Origin of the sequence: Bacteroides sp. OF03-11BH (genome assembly GCF_003604005.1) — a bacterium.
Taxonomy (GTDB): Bacteria; Bacteroidota; Bacteroidia; order Bacteroidales; family Bacteroidaceae; genus Bacteroides; species Bacteroides ovatus.
The window spans coordinates 307-22,133 of record NZ_QTMW01000029.1; the positions used below are offsets into that span (position 1 = coordinate 307).

Genomic DNA, 21,827 nt, shown 5'->3' on the forward strand with positions numbered 1-21,827 from the left:
GAATACACAAAATCCGACTGGATCATGTGGACGGCGGCTATGTCATCAGATAAGGAAACTTTCCAGAAATTCTCTGATCCTGTCTATAAATATATCAATGAAACAGTCTCTCGTGTACCTATCAGCGACTGGCACCATACAGACAGCGGTAGATGGGTAGGCTTCAGAGCCCGTTCGGTGATCGGAGGATACTGGATGAAGGTGTTAATGGATAAAGTTCAAAATAATCAATAAAATTACTATGACGTTAACTTAAAAATTGTACATATGAAGTTCTTAAAGAAAATGTTGTTGGTTGGGCTACTTCCTGGCTATTTGATATGCCAGGCACAAAATGTCCAAAACAAAGAAGATGTACCCTTGGATTTAGGATATCGTGTACTCCCTATGGGAGATTATAACGGTTCAGCCTACACAATCTCGGGTAAACAGTTACGCAATCTACCTGTTACAAATCTTTCGGCAGTATTAGCCGGACTGGTACCTGGTTATTTTGCCCGACAAGTGCAAGGTGGTGGATTAGTGAATGAACAGAATTCATTCTGGATAAGAGGACAAAGAAGTAATTCGCCCGATGTATTAGTACTGGTTGATGGACAGGAACGGGATTTTGCTGTTTTGTCATCACACGAAGTAGAATCAATTACCGTATTGAAAGATGCTGCAGCAACAGCCTTATATGGAATGCGTGCAGGCAGTGGAGCTATTCTGGTTACAACTCGTAAGGGAGCAAAGGGAAAACCGCAGGTTGAATTGACAGCTCAAATTATAGCTCAACAACCACTTAAAGAGTTAAAGTCATTAAACGCAGCCGATTATGCAAGACAGCACAACATAGCCCGTCATAATGACAATATGGATCCCCTGTATTCGAACTATGATATAATGAATTATGCAAAGAATGACCCTAATTCCATATTATACCCCAATGTAGATTGGGCTGATAAATATTTGAAGGATATCCGATGGAGTCAACGCTATAATCTTAATATTCAAGGAGGAACAGAAAAAAGTACATATTTCGTGAATGCAATGTATACTCGTAACAATGGCTACTTCAATACAGATAATTCACATGATTATAATACCAATCACTCTGCTGAACGGTTTAATATCCGTTCCAATATCGATTTTGCCGTAACTCGCACTACCCAACTGGATGTAAATCTGTATGGCTGGTATCAAAGTCAGAATGGCCCTGGCAGCGGAGCCGAAAATATCTATAAAAATCTAGTCACATTACCGCAAGGAATCTTCCCAAAATGGTACAATGACCAAGGATATACAGATCAATACGGCAATGTTATCAATGCAGAAGATGGGAAAATTGTAGCAGGAAATGCATTCCGTGAAAATCCATGGGCAATGCTAAATCGCTCCGGCTACTTCCAGGACAAACAATTGTATGGTTCTTTCCGTACAAAACTCTCACAGGATCTTTCCTTCATAACAGAGGGATTAAAAGCTTCTGTTGCTCTATCCATGGATTCACGTACAATTTCTTCTATCAGACGTACAATAACTTTCGCATATTACGAAAAGGATGCGACGAATGAGAATGTTCTCCGCCGGACCCGTGAAGATGACTCAATGATAAACAAGGTAGATAATACCAGTTCTTTCCGCCGGACCGGTATCGTGGCTCAATTAGATTATAACCGTACCTTTGGAAAACATGGAGTTTCGGCTTTAGCTTTCTATGAACAATATGAAAGCAATGATGAAATGGTATTGCCAACCCGATTCCAAAGCGTAAATGGTTGGTTCGGCTATAATTATGATAAAAAATATGGCATCGATGTTATCGGAGCTTATCAGGGATCTCACAAATTTGGTCCGGGACACAAATTCGGTTTCTTCCCTACAATATCTGCCGGATGGACTGTTTCTAACGAATCTTTCTGGAAAGATGCAAAAAAAATAGTGCCCTACCTGAAGCTAAAAGCATCTTATGGACAAGTCGGCAACTCATCCGGCGTAGACGCCTTTTATTACAGGGGACGTATGTGGCCGCAAAACGAAGTCTATATCACAGGGGTAAACATGGGAACAAAGCTTGGAGGATACATTCAGGATATACTTCCAAATCCCGGATTGACTTGGGAGAAAGCTAGAATTCTGAATATCGGAATAGATACCCGACTATTTTCAGACCGGTTATCTGTTACAGCAGAATTTTTTAAAGACAACCGTCATGATATGTATGTAGTAAATAACAAAATCAGTTCTCTTGTCGGCAATGTAAAGGAATTTAAGCAGAATATAGGCAAAATCAATAGCCATGGAGTAGACTTATCTGCCATGTGGAATTCAAATATTGCAGACTGGAGCTATTTCATAGGTGGTACATTCTCTTATTCTACGAATGAACTGATTGCAAACGGTGAAGTAGATCAGCCATACGAATGGTTGAAGAATCAGGGACGGCCTTTAGGAGAAAATCGAGGATACATCGCAAAAGGCTTTTTCAATTCTTGGGAAGAAATAGCAGCCTCTCCTGTACAAACATTCTCTGATGTCCAACCAGGTGATGTACGTTATGAAGATATAAACAAAGACGGACAGATTGATGTAAACGATATGGTACCTATCGGTTACGGAGACATTCCCAGAATCATGTATGGTATTAACTTAGGAGTCGGCTACAAAGGATTTTCGATCACCGCATTATTTCAGGGAGCCGCAAAAGTCTCTCGTCAATATTCGGACATTGTGATGAATCCTTTCACAGATAACGGAACCATATTTGAGCATCAACTTGATTACTGGACACCCGAACACCAGAATGCAACATTCCCACGTTTAACAACACTGGACAATGCCAATCTTAATAACAGGCAGATAAGTACATTAAATGTGAAAGATGCTGATTTCTTAAGATTAAAAACACTGGAAGTTGCCTATGACTTTCCTACAAAAATGATACAGAAAATCCATCTTAAGGGATTGAGACTTTTCCTTAGCGGAACGAATCTGATTACCTGGACAAAATATAAATGGGTTGATCCTGAAGCTCCTTCACTGGCAGCTCCTTTGACGAGAAACATGAGTATAGGTTGTTCCTTAAAATTCTGATAGCATGAAAAAATCGATAATTTATTTGGCAATAAGCGCAACACTAACATTTTCCGGTTGTGATTATCTGGATGACATGCCCTATGACTGGGCCCAGCCTGATGATATTTTTACGAATGAACAGAACTATCTGAAACCGATTAATCAGGTGTATGCATATATTCCCGAAGGCTTCAACCACGTAGGAAATGCCTTTTTAGATGCAGCCACCAATGATGGAATAAGTACAATCATAGATTCGGATATTCATAAGTTGTCTCGTGGGTATGTCACTTCTTCAAATCCGATTGAAGAATGTTGGAATAAGTCATACAAGGGAATTCAACAGGCCATTTTTGCCCGCAAATATTTACGTGAGGCTGACTTGGTGTTACAAAATAAGACAGAAGAAGACATCCAGACATTTAAAGATACCTATTGTGCGGAAACTGAATGTTTACAAGCCTTATTCGAGTTTAACCTGTTAAGACACTACGGAGGCTTTCCTATTGTCGATCGTATTTACGAAGTCGACGATCCTGAACTGCAGACAAAGGCAAGAGACTCTTTCAAAGACTGCGTCAATCACATCGTACAGTTATGTGAGAGTGCTGCCGCTGTGTTGAAAGTTGATCCGGAAGGTGGAAATGGTTCTTATGGCCGTATGACTAAAGGAATGGCACTTGCTATTAAAGCCAAGACATTACTCTATGCCGCAAGCCCACTCTACAACAGAACGGATAATAACGATCCACTACTAGGCTATACTGACGGCTCGGATGTGACGGAACGTTGGAAACTTGCAGCCAAAGCTTGTGCAGATGTAATCAATCTAAATGCAGACGGAACAATATCTCCGAATGGAAATAAAAAATATAATCTGATAGCTCTTACTGCTGCTAAAACGTACGACAAGATCTTTATCAATGCCAATCCTAATCCGGAATATATCCTATTCTATACGGCTGCTAAGGACAATGGTCTGGAAAACAGACATTATCCCCCTACAATCTCAAAAGATCAGGGAGGAGGTACAGTACCTTCACAGCAATTGATCGATGCATTTACCATGAAAGATGGAAGCGATTATACCCATTCTTCTGACGGTGCAAGCATGTATACTAACAGAGACCCGCGTTTGGCAGCAATTATCGGATATGACGGTTCGGTTTATGGAAAGAATACCATTTATACGCGAATTAGTGATAACACAACCATAGACGGACTCAACCAAGTGAAGAACCGTTCGACCAATACGGGATATTATTTAGCTAAATTCCTGGACAAAACACTGAACTTCGGACAGGCCAATGTGGGTACCGTTTTCCACTTATTCCCGATGATTCGCTTATCTGATATCCTACTTTCCTACGCAGAAGCCATGCATCACGCTTACGGCATGAGTGCGGATCCAGAAGGCTATGGTTTGACAGCAATAGAAGCCGTACAAAAAATACGTACCAGAGCAGGATTCGGAACAAATGATAAATTTCTTAATGGGGTGACAGATAACAACTTTATGGAAAAAGTGAAGCAAGAACGCCGTATCGAACTCTGTTTTGAAGAACATCGTTACTTCGATTTGCGACGTTGGATGGATGGCAATCAACTTAGAGAACCTATTATCGGAATGAAAGTAGAAGAAAATGCTTCCGGGCTTCATTATACACGCATTACAGTAGATGAAGCACGCAATTTTAAAGATTACATGTATTATCATCCTATTCCTCTGAAAGTAATCAAGGAAAGCCCTTCCATCCAACAGAATCCAGGTTGGTAACGGGCATCAAAACTATTTAATAGATAGAAAACATGAAAAAGATAATAATATTATTCATATGCTTAACCTCCTCCATCTGGCATGTCTGTGCCCAAACCAAAGTTAGCGGAATTGTTAAAGATGCCCAAGGAATGGAGATGATTGGCGCTACTGTCCTTCAGAAAGGGACTAATAATGGAATAGTGACTGGTTTGGATGGCAAATTTACTCTTACATTGTCCAACAAAGCAGAGCAAACACTTCTTATCTCAATGATCGGCTTTATAGAACAATCTATTGCCATAAAAAAGAATCATCCTTTTATCAATATCACTTTGGAAGAAGACATTGCACAATTAGATGAAGTTGTTGTGGTGGGATATGGAACACAGAAAAAAGTATCTCTGACCGGTTCTATTTCTAATGTCGGGACCGAAGATTTGAAAAGCATGCCTGTATCAAGTGTCACAAACGCTTTAGGTGGCCGCATCCCGGGACTAGTAACCCGACAAGAGAGCGGACGTCCCGGCGGTGATCAGGCTACGATGTTCGTTCGTGGTCGTGCTTCATTGAACGACTCTAGCCCTTTAGTATTGATTGACGGGGTAGAACGACCTATGGCGCAAATCGACCCTGATGACATTGAAACCATTTCTGTATTAAAAGACGCTTCTGCAACTGCCGTATACGGTGTACGAGGAGCAAATGGTGTGATATTGGTAACTACCCGCCGAGGTCGTGAAGGAGAGACTCGAATATCCTTCTCATCTGAATTCGGTGTCACTTCCTTCAATCGTATATCTCAAACCCTAAGTGCAGAATCCGTTTCAAGATTCATGCGTGAAGGTGCTATCAATGATGGCTTTGACCCTTCCGATACCGGTAATACTCGCGGGCTTTTCCTGTCAGAATATGACAACTATCTCTATCGTACCCAGAAAAGCCCGTTTACACACCCGGACAATGACTTTGTAGATATGTTTACGAAAAATGGTCTCCAACAGAAATACAATGTAAACCTATCCGGCGGAAATAAAACAGTACGTTACTTCGTTTCCGTTGGATACTTCACTCAAACCGGTATGTTTGAGACAGACGTAGACAAAATTAAAGAACATGAGACAATACAAGCTCTTTTAGCAGCCTCACCCGATGTAGCAAAAGGCTTATACAAAGAAGGTTATAATTCGGAATATAAGTACAGTAGGCTCACCACTCGTTCGAATATCGATATCAACCTAACTGAAGATTTCAAGGTATCCGTGAATCTTGCTTATCGTTTCGGAAGTCAGAACCGCCCCTATGGCTATGATGCTGACGGACAGGAAGCACTGCGTCTGTTCGGCATGTTCTATCGCAATTCTCCTCAAGCATTCCCAATCTTAAATGCGAATGGAACTTATGCCGCCGCCGATGGTATATGGAGACAGAATCCACTCGTGACATTATGCTATTCAGGATTTTTTCTTAATTTCAATAACAAACTTGAGACAGATTTTGCTTTTAAATATAACCTAAGGAAACTGTTAAAAGGATTAAGTATAGACGGAAAATTCTCTTACGATGCAGGCTGGAGCAATAACCGAAGCATACAGCAGCGTCCCAATATCTATCAATATAATCCTGTAAACGGGACTTATAAACAAGGACTTGAAATGGTGTTGCCAACAAAAGCCACCAATAAAACGGCAGCTACACATCGCAAGTATGCTGAAGCGGCAGTTCGTTATAAGCAATCCTTCTCCGGACATAATATATCTGGATTGGTACTTTATAATATGAGTTACACTTCCACTCCCGGTGGACGCTATTCTTATGTACCTCATATCTATCAGGCTTTAGTAGGACGTGTTAACTATGATTATGAGAATCGCTATCTATTCGAAGTTAACGCAGGCTATAACGGCTCAAACCGTTTCGCGGAAGGACACCGTTATCAGCTCTTTCCTGCAGCATCAGTGGGATGGGTACTGACTAACGAACCTTTCTTTAAAGAAAACCCTATCTTAAGTTTTACTAAACTACGCTTCTCTTATGGTGAAGTTGGTAATGACAAGCTGGGAGGTTTCTCTTACTATTATCGTTCAGGATACGATGAAGGACTAGGCTACACTTTTGGAGAGACACATAATCCTGCGATTAAAGGTCTGATTCAAGGAAAAAGCGCCAATGAAAATATCACATGGGAAGTTGCACGGAAATACAACTTAGGACTTGAGACCAAATGGTTGAAAGACAAAATATCTGCCAGTATCGACTTTTTTAAAGAACGTCGTAGTAATATCCTATGTGAACCGGAAAGATATTCTCAAGCAGCCGGTTCAAACGGATTGGCTCCCATAAACTATGGTGTCGTAACAAATCAGGGATATGATCTGGAAATAGGCTATCAAGATCAAAAAGGAGATTTTGGATATTCCATAAAAGGGATTTATGGATATGCACACAATGAAATTGTAGAGAAAAGTGAATCTGTAAAGCCCTATGCCTATATGTCACAAACGGGAAATCCTATCGGACAGTTTATCGGCTATATTTCCGACGGTTTCTTTAGCTCTTATGAAGATATAGCAAGTTCTCCCGTTCAATTCGGACAAGTAAGCCGACCTGGAGATATTAAATATAAAGACTTGAATCATGATGGAGTGATCGATTCTAACGACCAAGCTCCTATCGGCTATAATCCGGTACCCGAAATGACTTTCTCTCTTGCTGCCGGTTTGAACTGGAAAGGAATTGATTTTAGTATATTGCTTCAGGGAGCAGCCCGTTCATCCATCTATCTGCAACAGGATATTGCATGGGATAATTTCTGGGGTAATTATTACGAAGAGCATATCGGAAGATGGACACCGGAAACAGCAGCAACAGCAACGTACCCACGTTTCACTAAGGCAGCCACTGCCGCGCATCCTAATTATTATAAATCTGACTATTGGTTGAAAGACTCCAAATACTTACGTCTGAAAAACATTCAGTTAGGTTACACTATACCTCGCAAACTATTGAAAAAATTCGGAGTACGTTCACTTAGAGTATATGCGAATGCCTACAATCTCTTTACATGGGATAACGTAAAGAAGGTAGACCCTGAATCATCGAACAATAGTAATGGACAATTCTATCCACAACAAAAAGTAATAAATTTTGGTATCAACCTGAATTTCTAATGTTTGAAATGAATAATTTATGAGAAAACTATTTATATCCTTTGTAACGGCTGTCCTGCTTGCCAGTTGTAGTGCAGATAGCCTGATGAAAGAAACCGAACTGGATCTGACGGATACAGAGAAAGTTTATTCGGACATTACATTGACCCGCAAAGTTGCATACGACTTGTATGCACGTATGCGCATGGGAAGAGACCGCCTTGGCAGTTTTGGTTTTTTGGCAAACATTGGTGGTTCGCCTTGTATGCTTGACAACGCAACAGACGATGGAGCCGGAAATACAACCCGTGCCGGAGGGGCAGTTATTCCCGAACTCGAGAAATTTATCAAAGGGGGAATTGATGCTTCCAAAGGTTTGATTGGCGGTGACCATCCATGGATATTCTACTATAAGGCCATCCGTTCCGCAAACACATTCCTGAACAACGTAGACCGTTCACCATTGGAGGATGCAGAGAAGATTTCCCTGAAAAACCAAGTACGCTTTCTGCGTGCATTGTATCACCACGAACTGTTTCGTTTCTACGGAGCATTAGTAATCGGAGACAAAGAACTCGATCCGTTACTTTATGACGAAATCAAACGTGAATCGTTAGAAACCACAGTCCGTTGGATTGCTAATGAATTCAAAGAACTTGCAGAGCCGGGAGTATTGCCCGACAAATACGATGCAGCAGATTACGGAAGAGCTACCCGGGGAGCAGCCCTAGGCTATCTGGCACGCACATTACTTTATGCAGCAAGTCCCTTACACAATGCGTCCGGAGTAACTTGGAGAGAAGCGGCTGATGCTGCCTACGATATGATTGAATATGCTGACAATGGAGATTTCTATCGTTTATATGAAGATCCGACCACTCCCGAAAAGAGCTACACACGATTATTCAATACCCGTGCCAATGGTGAGGTAATCATGGGATTTCTCCGTGCACCGGCAAATGACCTTTACGGAATGATGCCTGCCTTTGACCCCTGGAATGTAAATAAAGAACTACTGACTTGTCCGAACCAATGGTTGGTAGACTGTTATGATATGCTCGACGGCTCACAACCCATTCTCGGTTACGAATCAAATACGAAAGCCATCATCAACCCAAACTCCGGTTACAATGTAAATTCTCCTTATGCTAACAGGGATCCTCGTTTGGCACAGAGTATTCTATGTGATGGTGCTACCTGGCCTTTAGTCAACGGTAAGCCAGCTGCAATAGACCTGTCAAAATCATATAGATGGGGAAGCGGATACTTCCTGACAAAGTTCCTGGATGACCGTATCGATCATCGAAAAGGTGGTACCACTTACATGGACTTTCCAATGATGAGATATGCAGAAATCCTGCTCGATTATGCAGAAGCCGAGAATGAGGCTGAAGATACGAATACAGCCAGAGAAAAAGCAATAGCCCAGCTTAACAGGATACGTCGTCGTGCCGGTATCACGACAAACTTACTGGCCGCAGATTATAATCAGGCAACCCTTCGGGAACGCATACGCAAAGAACGCCGTGTAGAACTTTGTTTTGAAGATCATCGATTCTTTGACATAAGAAGATGGCTGATAGCAAAAGATGTAATGAGGTTACCGGCTGTCGGAATAAAGAAAATTAACGGTGAATATCAACGGGTAACTTTAGACACACGTAATTATAACGAGCGCATGAACTTGGCTCCAATACCACAGGATGAAGTTAATAACTGCCCGAATATCTACCAGAATCCAGGATACTAATCTAAATAGAATGTTTACTTAAAAAAATAAAGTCATGAAAACAAATAGTATAATTGCATTAATTCTGTCAATCAGTTTATTTGGATTATTCGGTTGTGCAGATAAATATGAAGTTGATTATGAAGCACCTGTCAAAATCGAATTTGCGGGTGTCGATCAGAATAATAGAGTATCATTAACGAAAGGGATTGCTGAATACACAGCAACCGTCAAAGTACAGGGAGAAATCATGAGTTTTGAAATTTATCAGGCAGACTCCAAAACCGGAATGCAGGGAAGTCTGATAGAAGAAACTGCCCAGTCATTTGCAGACGGAACGACTAATTACGAAACAACTTACAAATTTACTTCTTTAAAAGAGAATGCCTGTATTACAGTAGTCGTTCTAGGTACCGACGGCCATACGTACCAACGTAACTTATTGGTAGAGATTACTCCTTCTGTTTTATTCTCCGATCCGGATTATGGAAAAGATGGAGAAATAGTAGAGACAGCTTCAGCTTATTATGGTTGTTATTATGCAACATGGCTTCTCGGACGCACCTATATGGCTGCTGATGCCATGAAATATACAAACGAAGTCGATTTCTCACTCGGAGATATTATCTTGCCTTCAGGAAGCGAAGCTGTACCAGTTCTTGTTTCACCTGCTAAAAGAAGTGATTATGGCTTGATGACAATTAATGGTTTACAACACACATTATTTGCTGAAACCTCTTTATCACAAGCAGAATTTAATGCAATCTCCCAAGTAGATGCAACTCCGATAGAAAATCTGGCAGATCCAACCTCCGAAGTCTTAGCTATTCAGGCAGATAAAGTTTACCTGTTCAAAACTGCCAATGGAAAGAAAGGATTGATTTGCATACAAAAAATAACAGCAAAAACTGGTACTATCGAAGTCTCACCGGATAATTGGGTAGAAAACACTAAATACTCATGGGTACAATTACTGACTAAAACCGTGGCGAAGTAAAGCTCCCATTCAAGATACCTTCTCCAATGATCGTATCATAGAATAATTAGAAGAATAGAGAAGTTCTCGGTTTCTACGAGCTTCTCTATTCCTGTTTTCTCAATAGAAGAAAGAAGAAATCTATCATTCTACCATTTTTTTTCCTTTATTGATTAGTATTTTTCCTTCCTTCTCTGATATCTTCCCTACTTTTGCGAAAAGTCATCATGAAAAACTGAAGTTAATTAAATCACAATAATTATGAATCTGAAAAAACATTTACCCTGGCTGGGAGCCCTACTCCCCATTGCTAATACACAAGCAGAAACAAAACCTAATGTAGTAATTATTTATATCGATGATATGGGTATCGGTGACATAGGTTGTTATGGAGGTAAATTCGTTCCTACCCCCAATATTGACAAGTTGGCACAGGACGGACTATTATTCAACCAATATTACTCTTCTGCGCCGGTTAGCTCTCCATCCCGCTGTGGATTAACCACAGGTCTCTTTCCTCTTGAAGTGGGAATCAACACTTTTCTGAATGACAAAGCTGCTAATAAGAGATGCGAACAACGTAATTTCCTGGATGATAAGTTGCCTTCAATGGTGCGTGCTTTCCAAAATGCAGGTTACTCAACAGGACACATCGGAAAATGGCACATGGGAGGCGGACGTGACGTACATAACGCTCCTTCTATTAAGAATTACGGTTTTGACGAATACATATCAACCTACGAAAGTCCGGATCCGGATCCAACAATCACTGCAACCAAGTGGATATGGTCGGATAAAGACAGTGTAAAACGTTGGAGACGTACCGAATACTTTGTAGATAAAAGTATTGAGTTTGTAAAAAAGCATAAAGACGAACCCTTTTTCCTGAATCTATGGCCGGATGATATGCATACCCCTTGGGTACCGGAATTCAAACAAAAGGAAAGAAAAAGCTGGGAAACACAAGAAGCATTTGCTCCTGTACTAGCGGAGATGGACAAACAACTCGGACGTTTCATCAAAACCCTGGATGAGTTGGGAGTGGGAGAAAATACAATCATTATTTTCACTAGCGACAATGGTCCTGCACCCAGCTTTAAATCTGTACGTTCCGCTTATTTGAGAGGAACTAAAAATAGTCTTTATGAAGGGGGAATCCGCATGCCGTTCATCGTTAGATATCCAAAGAAAATTAAAGCCGGACAAGTAAATAACGAGTCTGTATTATGCGCAGTAGATTTATATCCGACTTTGTGTTCTATAGCCGGAATCAAAACAGAAAAAGGTTACAAAGGCGATGGACAGAACTATTCAAAAGTTCTTCTCGGTAAATCGGAAGCCAAACGCAAGACCGATTTAATGTGGGACTTCGGACGAAACAAACATTTTGGCTTTCCAGGGAACCCTTATGACAGAAGCCCCCATTTAGCTATACGCAGTGGAAAATGGAAATTATTAGTGAACGGTGACGGAAGCGATGCGCAATTATATGATATGGAAAAGGATAAGTTCGAAAAGAATAATATCGCAAATGAGCATCCTGATTTGGTTGCCAAGTTGAGCAAGAAAGTATGTAAATGGTATGAGGAAAACAAAGACAAAGGAAAAGAGTAATACAGTGAAAAACAAATTATAAACCAACATTAAACTTATGAATTCTAATTTTTTACTATTACCAACCGCCTTGATGGTTGCAGGACATTCTGCAGCAGAGCCCAAAGGAAAAAAGTCCGATCAAAGACCCAATATCCTGGTAATTCTTGCAGATGACCTAGGCTATTCCGACCTGGGATGCTACGGTAGTGAAATTCACACACCTAATCTGGACAAACTGGCAAAACAAGGAGTACGTTTCAATCATTTCTATAACACCAGCCGGAGTTGTCCGACGCGTGCTTCCCTGTTGACAGGACTTTATCAACATCAGGCAGGAATCGGACGTATGACCTTCGATGACCACCTGCCGGGTTACCGGGGAACACTCTCACGCAATGCCGTTACTATCGCAGAGGTATTGAAAGAATCAGGATATGCTACCAGCATGGTAGGTAAATGGCACATCGCAGAAACTCCACTACGCAAAGACCAACGCGAATGGCTCGCACATCACGTATACCACGAAACCTATTCTGATCTTTGTCATTATCCGGTGAATCGCGGATTTGATACCCACTATGGTACTATCTACGGAGTAGTAGACTATTTTGACCCATTCAGTCTGGTAGAAGGTGAAGTACCCGTGAAAGAAGTACCCGACGGATATTACATCACACAGGCGCTTTCAGACCGTGCAGTGAAAGAAGTGAAAGAGTATGCCAAAGACGATAAACCATTCTTTATGTACCTGGCTTACACAGCACCACACTGGCCGTTGCATGCACTGCCGGAAGATATTGAAAAATACAAGGATACCTATAAAGTAGGTTGGGAAGCCATTCGTAATGCACGTTACGAACGTCAGAAACAACTGGGTATATTCCCTAACATGGATAATTTCCTGTCTGATAGACAGTTCAAAGATAAATGGGAAGATAACCCACATGCTGAATGGGATGCTCGTGCCATGGCTGTTCATGCTGCCATGATCGACCGTATGGACCAGGGAATAGGACAAGTAATCGATGCTCTGGAAAAGACAGGACAACTTGAAAATACACTGATTTTATTCCTTTCCGACAATGGATGCAGCAATGAAGATTGTCAGAACTACTCTCCCGGAGAAAATGACCGTCCTGATATGACACGTAAAGGGGAGAAAATGGTTTATCCTCATAACAAAGAAGTGCTGCCTGGCCCGGAAACAACTTATGCTTCACTGGGAGCACGCTGGGCAAACGTAGCCAACACACCGTTCCGTTTTTGGAAAGCCAAATCTTATGAAGGAGGAATCTGTACTCCAATGATTGCCCACTGGCCAAAAGGTATCAAGAAGAATGTCGGCAAAACGACTCCCGAAATCGGACATGTGATGGACATCATGGCTACTTGTATCGATATGGCAGGCGCCACTTATCCTACCAAATATAAAGGAAATGACATCATCCCATTGGAGGGTAAAAGCCTGGTTCCTATCTTCAAGACCGGACATCGTGAAGGACATGACTACCTTGGATTTGAGCATTTCAATGAACGTGCATTCCTTTCTAAGGATGGTTGGAAGCTAGTTCGTCCGGGAGAAAACGCTAAATGGGAATTATACAACCTGAATGAGGACCGGAGCGAAATGCATAATCTGGCAGCACAATACCCTGAAAAAGTAGCTGAAATGACAAAGGCTTACGAAGCATGGGCTAAACGTTGCATGGTAGAACCTTACCCGGGACAGAAAAAGAAATAAAGCCTACTCAATTAATTAGAAAGAGTACTCGATTAATTATTTTATATTTGACTCCTGTCGGAAAATATCCAATGATATTGTACGACAGGAGTTTTTTTATATGCTTTTATCCCTTCTTTATCAAGCCTCACCTGAAATCGGAGGCTGACCTGTATATTCCTTAGGCAGTACACCATATTGCGCTTTAAAACATTTCGCAAAATAAGAAGAAGAAGTAAATCCTACCTGCGCTGCCACTTCAGAAATCCGGGTACCGCTCACAATCAGTTCAGCAGCTCTATTCATACGAAGTGTCTTCAAATAATCATTAGGAGACATTCCGGACAAAGCCTTTATCTTCCGATAGAAATTAGAACGGCTCATATTCATCTGTTCCGCCAAAGTATCTATCGAAAAGTTCTCATCCGCCAACTGTTCGGCTATTACTCCCTGTATCTTAGCTATAAACTCACAATCCTTTTGAGACATCGCAAAATCCGTTGTCGAAACAGCAACCGTATCTCCTGCCAAGCTCACCATCAATTTATGAAAAGACTGCCTCAACTTCAACAGATTCTCGATCTGCATATGGAGCTGTTTAACAGAGAATGGTTTCTCCACATATACATCCGCTCCACATTCAAGTCCTTCGACTTTAGACTCCAAAGTGGTTCTCGCCGTCAACAAAATAACCGGAATATGTGAATAAGAGATTTCAGACTTCACCTTAGTGCAAAGTTCCAGCCCATCCATCTCCGGCATCATAACGTCACTCACTATTACATCCACGTTTTCCTGCGCAAGCACTTCAAGCGCTTCACGACCGTTGGAAGCCCTCAACACACGAAACCACTCTGCCAATGACTCACGAGTCAGATTCAGCAAATCAACATTATCCTCAACCAACAGAACTGTGAACTTCTTTCCTGAATACTCCGAAGAGATCGTTTCAGAAGCATCCGCATGCTCCGGGGATATTTCTACAATATCGCTCATTTTTTCCGTCTCCCACTCTTTGAACGGAAGAGACAGTATAAACGAAGAACCACCTCCAATATTATCTTCCAGACGCAAATCTCCCTGATGAGCTTCTGCCAAAGACTTCGCAAAAGCCAATCCGATGCCAGTGCCTACTGCTGTGGCCACCTTATCGTCAGGCAGTTGATAGAAAGCCTCAAATATCTTTTGTTTCTGTTCATTTGGTATTCCGGGACCATCATCGTTCACTTGTATCTCATATCCCCCATCAGTGACAAGCAGCTTCAAGTCAATATGCGCATGCGCATATTTGATGGCATTTCCCATCAGATTGACAAGAATCTTACTTAATTTGTCCCTATCCACCGTAGACACCAGCTCTTGTTCAGGCACAGTCAGTTGCAAATCAATTCCTTTTAATTCAGCAGGACTTGTAAACTGATTATAAACGTCACTGACAAGCTCTTTAATATCACTCTTTTTCAGATTCAGATGCAGCGTACCACTCTCCATTTTCTGAAAATCAAGCAATTCATTAGTAATCCCCAGCAGATAATTTACATTCTTATCTATCACAGACAAATACTTGAGATCTTTTCCTTCACGTTCTTTCTCCAATAATTTTTCCAAAGGAAGCCGTATCAAACTAAGCGGAGTACGTATTTCATGCACCAAATTGATGAAGAAGCTAATTTTCGACTTGTAAACTTCCTGTTCCTTGGCAATCTGATATTTTTCCATCCGCCGCTTATATTTGCGTTTAACACGGAGATTCCATCGCCAAGCCATCCAACCGATCCATCCCAACAGCATGAGGACATAAACGAAGTAAGCAAAGGTACTACGCCACCAGGGAGGAGTAATCACCACCTTTAAAGTGGTAGTATTCTCATTCCACTGGCGATCATTATTAGAGCCTCTGACTTCGAACAAATACTCACCGGGAGGCAAATTGGTGTAAGAAGCCATATTGTTATCGGTATTCAGAATCCATTCCTTGTCCACTCCCCGAAGTATGTAAGAATACCGGTTCTTCCCCGGATCTTCAAAACTAAGAGCGACAAAACGAATAGAGAAGCTATTGTTTTCGTAAGATAAAGTCACCTTATCAGCCATATAAAGCGGCTTATCCAACTGAAGCAGTTTCTTCACCTCCTGCTCATCGGTTTGATAAGGCAACCGGATATCGGTCACATAAACCGGAGGAATATATTTGTTATCTACAAACTGTTCCGGCTGGAATACATTAAAGCCATTGATCCCACCAAAATACAATTTTCCTTCGGATGATTTCAATGAAGATCGAGCTATAAACTGATTTCCTTGCAAGCCGTCATTAATCGTAAACTGGCGGAAATGATCTTTGGTAACAGGATTAATCTTAAAAATTCCGGCATTGCTGGATACCCAGAAATCACCTCCCTGATCTTGCTCAATCGCATAAATAACCTTGTTAGGTAATAAAGTATTATGCGGGTCAAATTCAATGAATCTTTTCTCCTTAGCATCAAAAGAACACAGTCCTCCCCCATTCGTTCCAAACCACATGGTTCCTTTCACATCTTCAAATAAAGTAATGATCGAATTACTGGTGATCGTAGTTGAGTCTTCCCGTTCGTGCTGATAATTTTTATAATGACCATTTATCGTGTTGTAAGTGAACACGCCACTACTGGAAGTAGCGATCCAGAGATGATTGTACATATCTTCATGCATATCGGTAATAGAGATCATAGAACCAATATTTATGATGGGCATAAAGTTATCTTTAGCGGCATCATAACGACATAAACCCCAGCTCGTTCCTACGTAAATTTCTCCGTTCCTCCCTCTATAAAAGCATAATACGTCGTTACTACAAATCGTATAGGGAATCCCGCGAGAATGAGTATAAACTTTCACAGCTCCGGTACGCAAATTGACAACCCGTATCCCTTTCGCATAAGTACCGATCCATAAATGGTCTCCATCCAACAATAAGGAACGAATGTCATACTTTTGATTATCATGTCCTCCGATTGGATAAGGAGAAAGTTCGCGGGTAGCAGCATGGAAGAAATATAAACCGCTTTGAGTTCCAATCCAGATATTCCCATCTTTATTCTCACAGAAAGGAGCAACAACCTTTCCCGCTCCGGACACTCCGGCCAGATAGGCAGGCGAATAATAATCAAAATGTTTGGTCTGCTTGGACATATAGTTGACTCCCCCCAAATTGGTCAACACCCAGAGAGCTCCTTCTGCATCCCACATCATGCCATTGATAGTCTGATCGCTCAAGCTTCTCGGATCGGTCGGATTATCCGTCCGCTGGAATGTATTTGTATTTTGATTGAACAGATAAAGCCCGTTATCCGTACCTACCAACAGCTCTTTATCCGTATACTTCAGCAAACAATGAACAGCTCCGAAATTAAACGCCGAACCACTGTAATTATCCATAGCATCGGTTCGTTCGTCCAAACGACTCAGCAGATTGTTTCCCGCACCAATCCAAATATCTCCATCGATATTCTGAATACAGTTTACTTTATAACTATCAGAAGCATTTATATCTAATGAAATTTCATACGTCCGGAGAAACTTGCCGTTTTCGTCAAAGCACAAAAGTCCTTCCTGTAAGGAAGATATATAGACCCTCTTCCGATCAGCACTCTGACAGAGGTCCCATACAAAAGATGTCTGAACACTATTTTGAGTCAGCACCTCTGTTTTCGGATCATAAATAAAAAATCCCTGTCCCAAAGTCGCAATCCAGATAAGACCATTTTCCGTCTTAATAATCTTTTTTATCTCACTGCTGATATACACATTATACTGCGTCGTTTTATCAAAGCAAGAGAAACGATCGGTATCCCGGTCATAAATATAAAGTCCGGAGTTTGTTCCAACCCAAATATTCTTGTCCACCTCTATCAAGGCTTCTACGAAATTATTTTCTAATGAAAATTTGTCGTTGAGAACATTCCGGTACACTTTATTGCCCCGCCCGTCATAACGGTTCAATCCGTCACTCGTACCCAGCCAGATAAAACCATAACTATCTTGAAGGGCGCACCACACGGTATTATGAGACAATCCATCTTCTACCTGATATTTCTTGAACGAAAAATAAGGAGACGCGGATAGTGTTCCGGTCCAGAAGATCAGCAAGCATATTAGTATTTTAGTTAACTTCATTCTACGTGTTTTTTATTCAATTATCGGTTCAGCCAAGGTTCAGGATTCAACTTTTCTTTCTCCCTACGCAACTGGAAGTGCAATACCGTCCGTCCATTATCCGTGCCGTCAGAAAAAACCTGACCGATAGATTGCTTCGTCTTCACCGTATCACCGGCTTTGACGGATGCAGAAGAAAGATTGCAATAAACAGAAATATAATTGCCATGACGAATGAGGACATTAAATAATCCGTTCAATTGGAACACAGCCGCCACCTTCCCATCAAAAATGGCACGCGCCTGTGCACCTGGTTTTCCCTGAATATCAATACCCTTGTTATCCAGTTTCACGTTGCGCAACCCCTCTACGGCATATTGTCCGTAACGGCTGGTGATAATATAAGCACCGGATATAGGCATTGGCAATTTCCCGCGATTCGCGGCAAAGTTACCTGATAATTCCCGATCCGCCTTACTCATGGTATAAGCCTCAAGAGGTTTCGATTTAGCGGCCGTTTCCGTTGCAGCAGATTTTCCCTCCTTGCTTTCCTCTTTCTTACGGGCAGCCGCTTCACGACGAGCTTCTTCCTGCGCACGCTTACGGGCACGCTCTATTTCTTCCGCAATTAATTTATCGATGCGAGCATTCAGCAGATTGGCTTCCCTGCGTTTTTTATTTATCTCATTCTGCAATCCTTTCTGCTTCTTTTGCAGATTAGTCACTAACGTACGTTTCTCTTTTTCCTGCTCTTCCAACTTCACCTTTTCGCTCTCACGTTCTTGCAGCAGGTTCTCTTTGGCGGCTTTCACTTGCTGACGTTCCGCTTTCTTCTTGCGTATCTGCTCCTGTTTCTTTAGGATTTCTTCCCCTTGCAGACGTTGATAAGTGGCATATTCACGAACATATCGCATACGCCGATAAGTCTGCCCCAGATTCTTTGCCGAAAAAATAAACATGAGCTTCTCCTCTATCGACTTATTCTTATACAAGTACTGGACAGAAGCTTCATATTTCTTCTTTTTATCTTTCAAATCCTTCTCCAGCCCGTGCAACTGGCGCTCCAATGAAGCCAACTCACGCTGGATAGCCTCCACATCATTGTTGATAGCCATGATATAGCGTTTCCGCTCTTCAATCTGTCCGGTCAACACAGCCAGACTATTCAACTGGCTTCCCACATCTTTCTTTGTATCCTTCAATATAGATTCCGATTCGGCAATCTGTTTTTGCAGCGCACCGCGTTTACTTTCCAGCTCACGAATCAACTTGTTCGATTGAGCGAAAAGAGGAACTGCCAACCAAAGGCAACTGATTAGAATAACAAAGAAACGTTTCATCATAATAAAGCTACCAGCATTTTTACTAATTCTTCCAAGGGAATCTGGTTGTATTTGGACGTCAGTTCCGTCGGAGTTATCGAAAACTCTTGTGTGGAGAACTCATAAAGTTGGACTTTTGCCTTTTCTAATGAAGGAATTCCTATATCTTTTCCTGTCAGCTCTGTCTTTCCACCAGGAAGAGAGGCATCCATCAATATCTTTTCCAAACGGGAAAACTCCACATTCTTCGACAATACATTTTTCAATTCAGCTTTAGTGGCACGAACAAAGCGTTTATTCATCCTGTCTACCAATAAAACTTCGTCGGGAGTAACTTCTATACGTGCCACTTCCGTACGCAGAATAGGCATCAATAAGGAGATTTGTACCCGCTCATGAGTTTTCATCTTCATGGTTCCCCCTACAGACATGCTTCCCTTCTTGCCGGGAATAGTCAACTGAAGCTTGGAAGCCAGGTAACTAGATGTCGGAGCCTTTGTTGAAGTCTTAGTTTCCGAAGTTGCCAAGTGTTTCGAACTCTTACAGCCGGCCAACACCACTACCACCAACAACAGTAGATAAATGATTCTTTTCATTCCGCAATATATTTCTTCTTCTCTATTTTCTGTTTCAACGTTTTCGACTCGCTACCCATTTCCAGTGCCTTCTTCCAATATTTCAACGCACCTTCCACATCGCCGGTCATAAAATAAATATCTCCGCAATGCTCCACAATCACATCACTCTTCTCGCCGTCGTTCTTCATTGCATTGTCAATATAGATACGGGCTTCGGCATAGTTTCCCTTTTCAAAAAGAATCCATGCATAAGTATCGAGATAGGTCGAATTATTAGGTTCGGCTTTCACCGTTTTGTAACTCATCTCCTCCGCCTTGTCCAAGTCACGACGTTCCACAGACAGATAATAAGCATAATTATTTAATGCGCCAATATTGGAAGGATTATATACCAAAGCCGAATCGTAAGCAGCATAAGCCTCCGTCATTTGTTTCTTGGTATGATAAATATCCCCCATGATAGAATAAAAATCTGAAATGACTTCTTTTCTGGTATCGGGAGTTATATGTTCCAATGCTCTATTACAAACACTCAATACACTATCTCCCTGTTCTGCCTGATGATAAGCGATAGCCAGATAATAATAAAGTTCCAACGCATCCGGAGTAGCTTCAACGCCCGGTTCGCAGACCTTGATAATTTGCTTGTAATCTTCCTTTTTCACCGCCGCGCTAACCAGCATCAGACGGGCAGCCTTATTGGTAGGATCCAGATCAACCACCTGCTCCAATACCGGCACAGCCTCCTGTTCCATATTCTTCGACAACAGGTATTGAGAATAAAGCATCGGTATCTGCGGATCATCCATATCCTGCTTCATCATCCGGTCAAACAAGGCAATCACCTGAGTGCTATCTTTAGCGGACGACTGTTCATTTTCCGCAATCACCTGTCTCATGACACTGATTTTAGTATCAGAAGTCACCTTTTTGTTCAATAACAACGTATCCAGTTGCTGTTGATACAATTCTTTCTGCCCGGTCTGTTCATAGTAAGAAGCCATCGAGAAGAGAGCCATCGGATTATCAGGCTCTACAGCCAGTACCTTCTGGTATGCATCATAAGCTTCCTGCTTTTTCCCGTTCTGAAGATATACATCTCCCAGTATCACCTGATAACGCATATCCATCGGATATTCCTGTACCAGACTTTCTATTTCCTGAAATGCCTTCTTATCATCTTTCATCTGAAGATAAATCCGGAATTTCTCCATAGACAGCTGCTCATTCTTACCCAAACGTTTCTCTAAACGATTCAATGTAGAAATGACATCATTATACTTCTCCTGGCGACTGTAAATATCAAGAAGGCTGAACAAAGGGTCCTGTTTCGACGGGAAACGGGTCACCATCTTCTCAAGCAAAGCCGCAGCCTTATCCAATTCATTTTGTTGCTGGTACAAACTGACCAATCCCTGACTATACCAATAGTTATCAGGCGCAAAAGCCACTGCCTGCTCCAAAGCAACCTGACCTTGCGGCACCTGGCGAAGGAACATATAATATTGCGATATTTCATAAAGCGCAGAAGAAGCAGTGGGGTTGATATCCAGACAATGCTGTAGCAATCCAAATGCCGCATCATACTCATTCTTTCCTTTCATCCGCATGGCTTCCAAGAAGAAGTAGTCATATTTACGCTGTTGTTCAGCAGAAAGCAATGTTTCCTTCATTAAAGAAGCTCCATCTGCTTTCGCTGTTGTTTTTGCTGTACGCACAGACTGGATTCCCCCACATGAAGTGAGCATCAATACCGTCACGAACAGCCATCCTATTTTTATCTTCATTCTATTTTCTCCATTAAGCA

Annotated in this window: 12 protein-coding genes; 8 read left to right on the forward strand and 4 right to left on the reverse strand. The window is 41.6% G+C overall.

The features are described 5' to 3' along the window. The 8 genes from DXA54_RS28585 to DXA54_RS18745 all read left to right on the forward strand — a co-directional run. A partial coding sequence (locus DXA54_RS28585) for a glutaminase domain-containing protein (protein ID WP_243647665.1) occupies nt 1-234 on the forward strand: 234 nt, incomplete at its 5' end. Between the two features lie 33 nt (nt 235-267). Beyond that, nucleotides 268-3,075: a SusC/RagA family TonB-linked outer membrane protein gene (locus DXA54_RS18715; RefSeq protein WP_120080355.1), complete on the forward strand. Its 2,808-nt coding sequence runs from the start codon at nt 268-270 to the stop codon at nt 3,073-3,075. A 4-nt stretch (nt 3,076-3,079) separates the two neighbouring features. Then, nucleotides 3,080-4,834, forward strand: a complete 1,755-nt coding sequence (locus DXA54_RS18720) for a RagB/SusD family nutrient uptake outer membrane protein (RefSeq protein ID WP_032845077.1) — start codon at nt 3,080-3,082, stop codon at nt 4,832-4,834. Nucleotides 4,835-4,866: 32 nt separating this feature from the next. Further along, nucleotides 4,867-7,983: a SusC/RagA family TonB-linked outer membrane protein gene (locus DXA54_RS18725; protein ID WP_032845076.1), complete on the forward strand. Its 3,117-nt coding sequence runs from the start codon at nt 4,867-4,869 to the stop codon at nt 7,981-7,983. Nucleotides 7,984-8,002: 19 nt separating this feature from the next. Then, a complete protein-coding gene (locus tag DXA54_RS18730; RefSeq protein WP_032845075.1) occupies nt 8,003-9,712 on the forward strand; it encodes a RagB/SusD family nutrient uptake outer membrane protein in 1,710 nt (569 codons plus the stop codon). A 34-nt stretch (nt 9,713-9,746) separates the two neighbouring features. Then, nucleotides 9,747-10,688 (forward strand): hypothetical protein, encoded by a 942-nt coding sequence (locus tag DXA54_RS18735; RefSeq protein ID WP_120080357.1) that lies wholly within the window; start codon nt 9,747-9,749, stop codon nt 10,686-10,688. 240 nt (nt 10,689-10,928) lie between these two features. Beyond that, entirely contained in the window at nt 10,929-12,281 is a 1,353-nt protein-coding gene (locus tag DXA54_RS18740; RefSeq protein ID WP_120080359.1) for a sulfatase-like hydrolase/transferase, read from the forward strand. Between the two features lie 37 nt (nt 12,282-12,318). Beyond that, nucleotides 12,319-14,004: an arylsulfatase gene (locus DXA54_RS18745; RefSeq protein ID WP_120080361.1), complete on the forward strand. Its 1,686-nt coding sequence runs from the start codon at nt 12,319-12,321 to the stop codon at nt 14,002-14,004. A 120-nt stretch (nt 14,005-14,124) separates the two neighbouring features. On the opposite strand, the gene DXA54_RS18750 is transcribed toward DXA54_RS18745, so the two are convergent. Genes DXA54_RS18750 through DXA54_RS18765 form a run of 4 tightly spaced genes read right to left on the reverse strand, consistent with a single transcriptional unit; the run spans nt 14,125 to nt 21,807 of the window. Next, nucleotides 14,125-18,141, reverse strand: coding sequence for a two-component regulator propeller domain-containing protein (locus tag DXA54_RS18750; RefSeq protein ID WP_120080363.1), 4,017 nt, complete (start codon nt 18,139-18,141; stop codon nt 14,125-14,127). A 20-nt stretch (nt 18,142-18,161) separates the two neighbouring features. Further along, complete coding sequence (locus DXA54_RS18755; protein WP_004309528.1) at nt 18,162-19,463, reverse strand: murein hydrolase activator EnvC family protein; 1,302 nt, start codon at nt 19,461-19,463, stop codon at nt 18,162-18,164. Continuing rightward, nucleotides 19,460-20,038 carry a DUF4292 domain-containing protein gene (locus DXA54_RS18760; RefSeq protein WP_004298193.1) on the reverse strand — a complete coding sequence of 193 codons (579 nt, stop codon included), beginning with the start codon at nt 20,036-20,038 and terminating at the stop codon, nt 19,460-19,462. The genes DXA54_RS18755 and DXA54_RS18760 overlap by 4 nt, the downstream gene beginning before the upstream one ends. Next, nucleotides 20,035-21,807 carry a tetratricopeptide repeat protein gene (locus DXA54_RS18765; RefSeq protein WP_115485232.1) on the reverse strand — a complete coding sequence of 591 codons (1,773 nt, stop codon included), beginning with the start codon at nt 21,805-21,807 and terminating at the stop codon, nt 20,035-20,037. Before DXA54_RS18765 ends, DXA54_RS18760 begins: the two co-directional genes overlap by 4 nt. Nucleotides 21,808-21,827 lie beyond the last annotated feature (20 nt).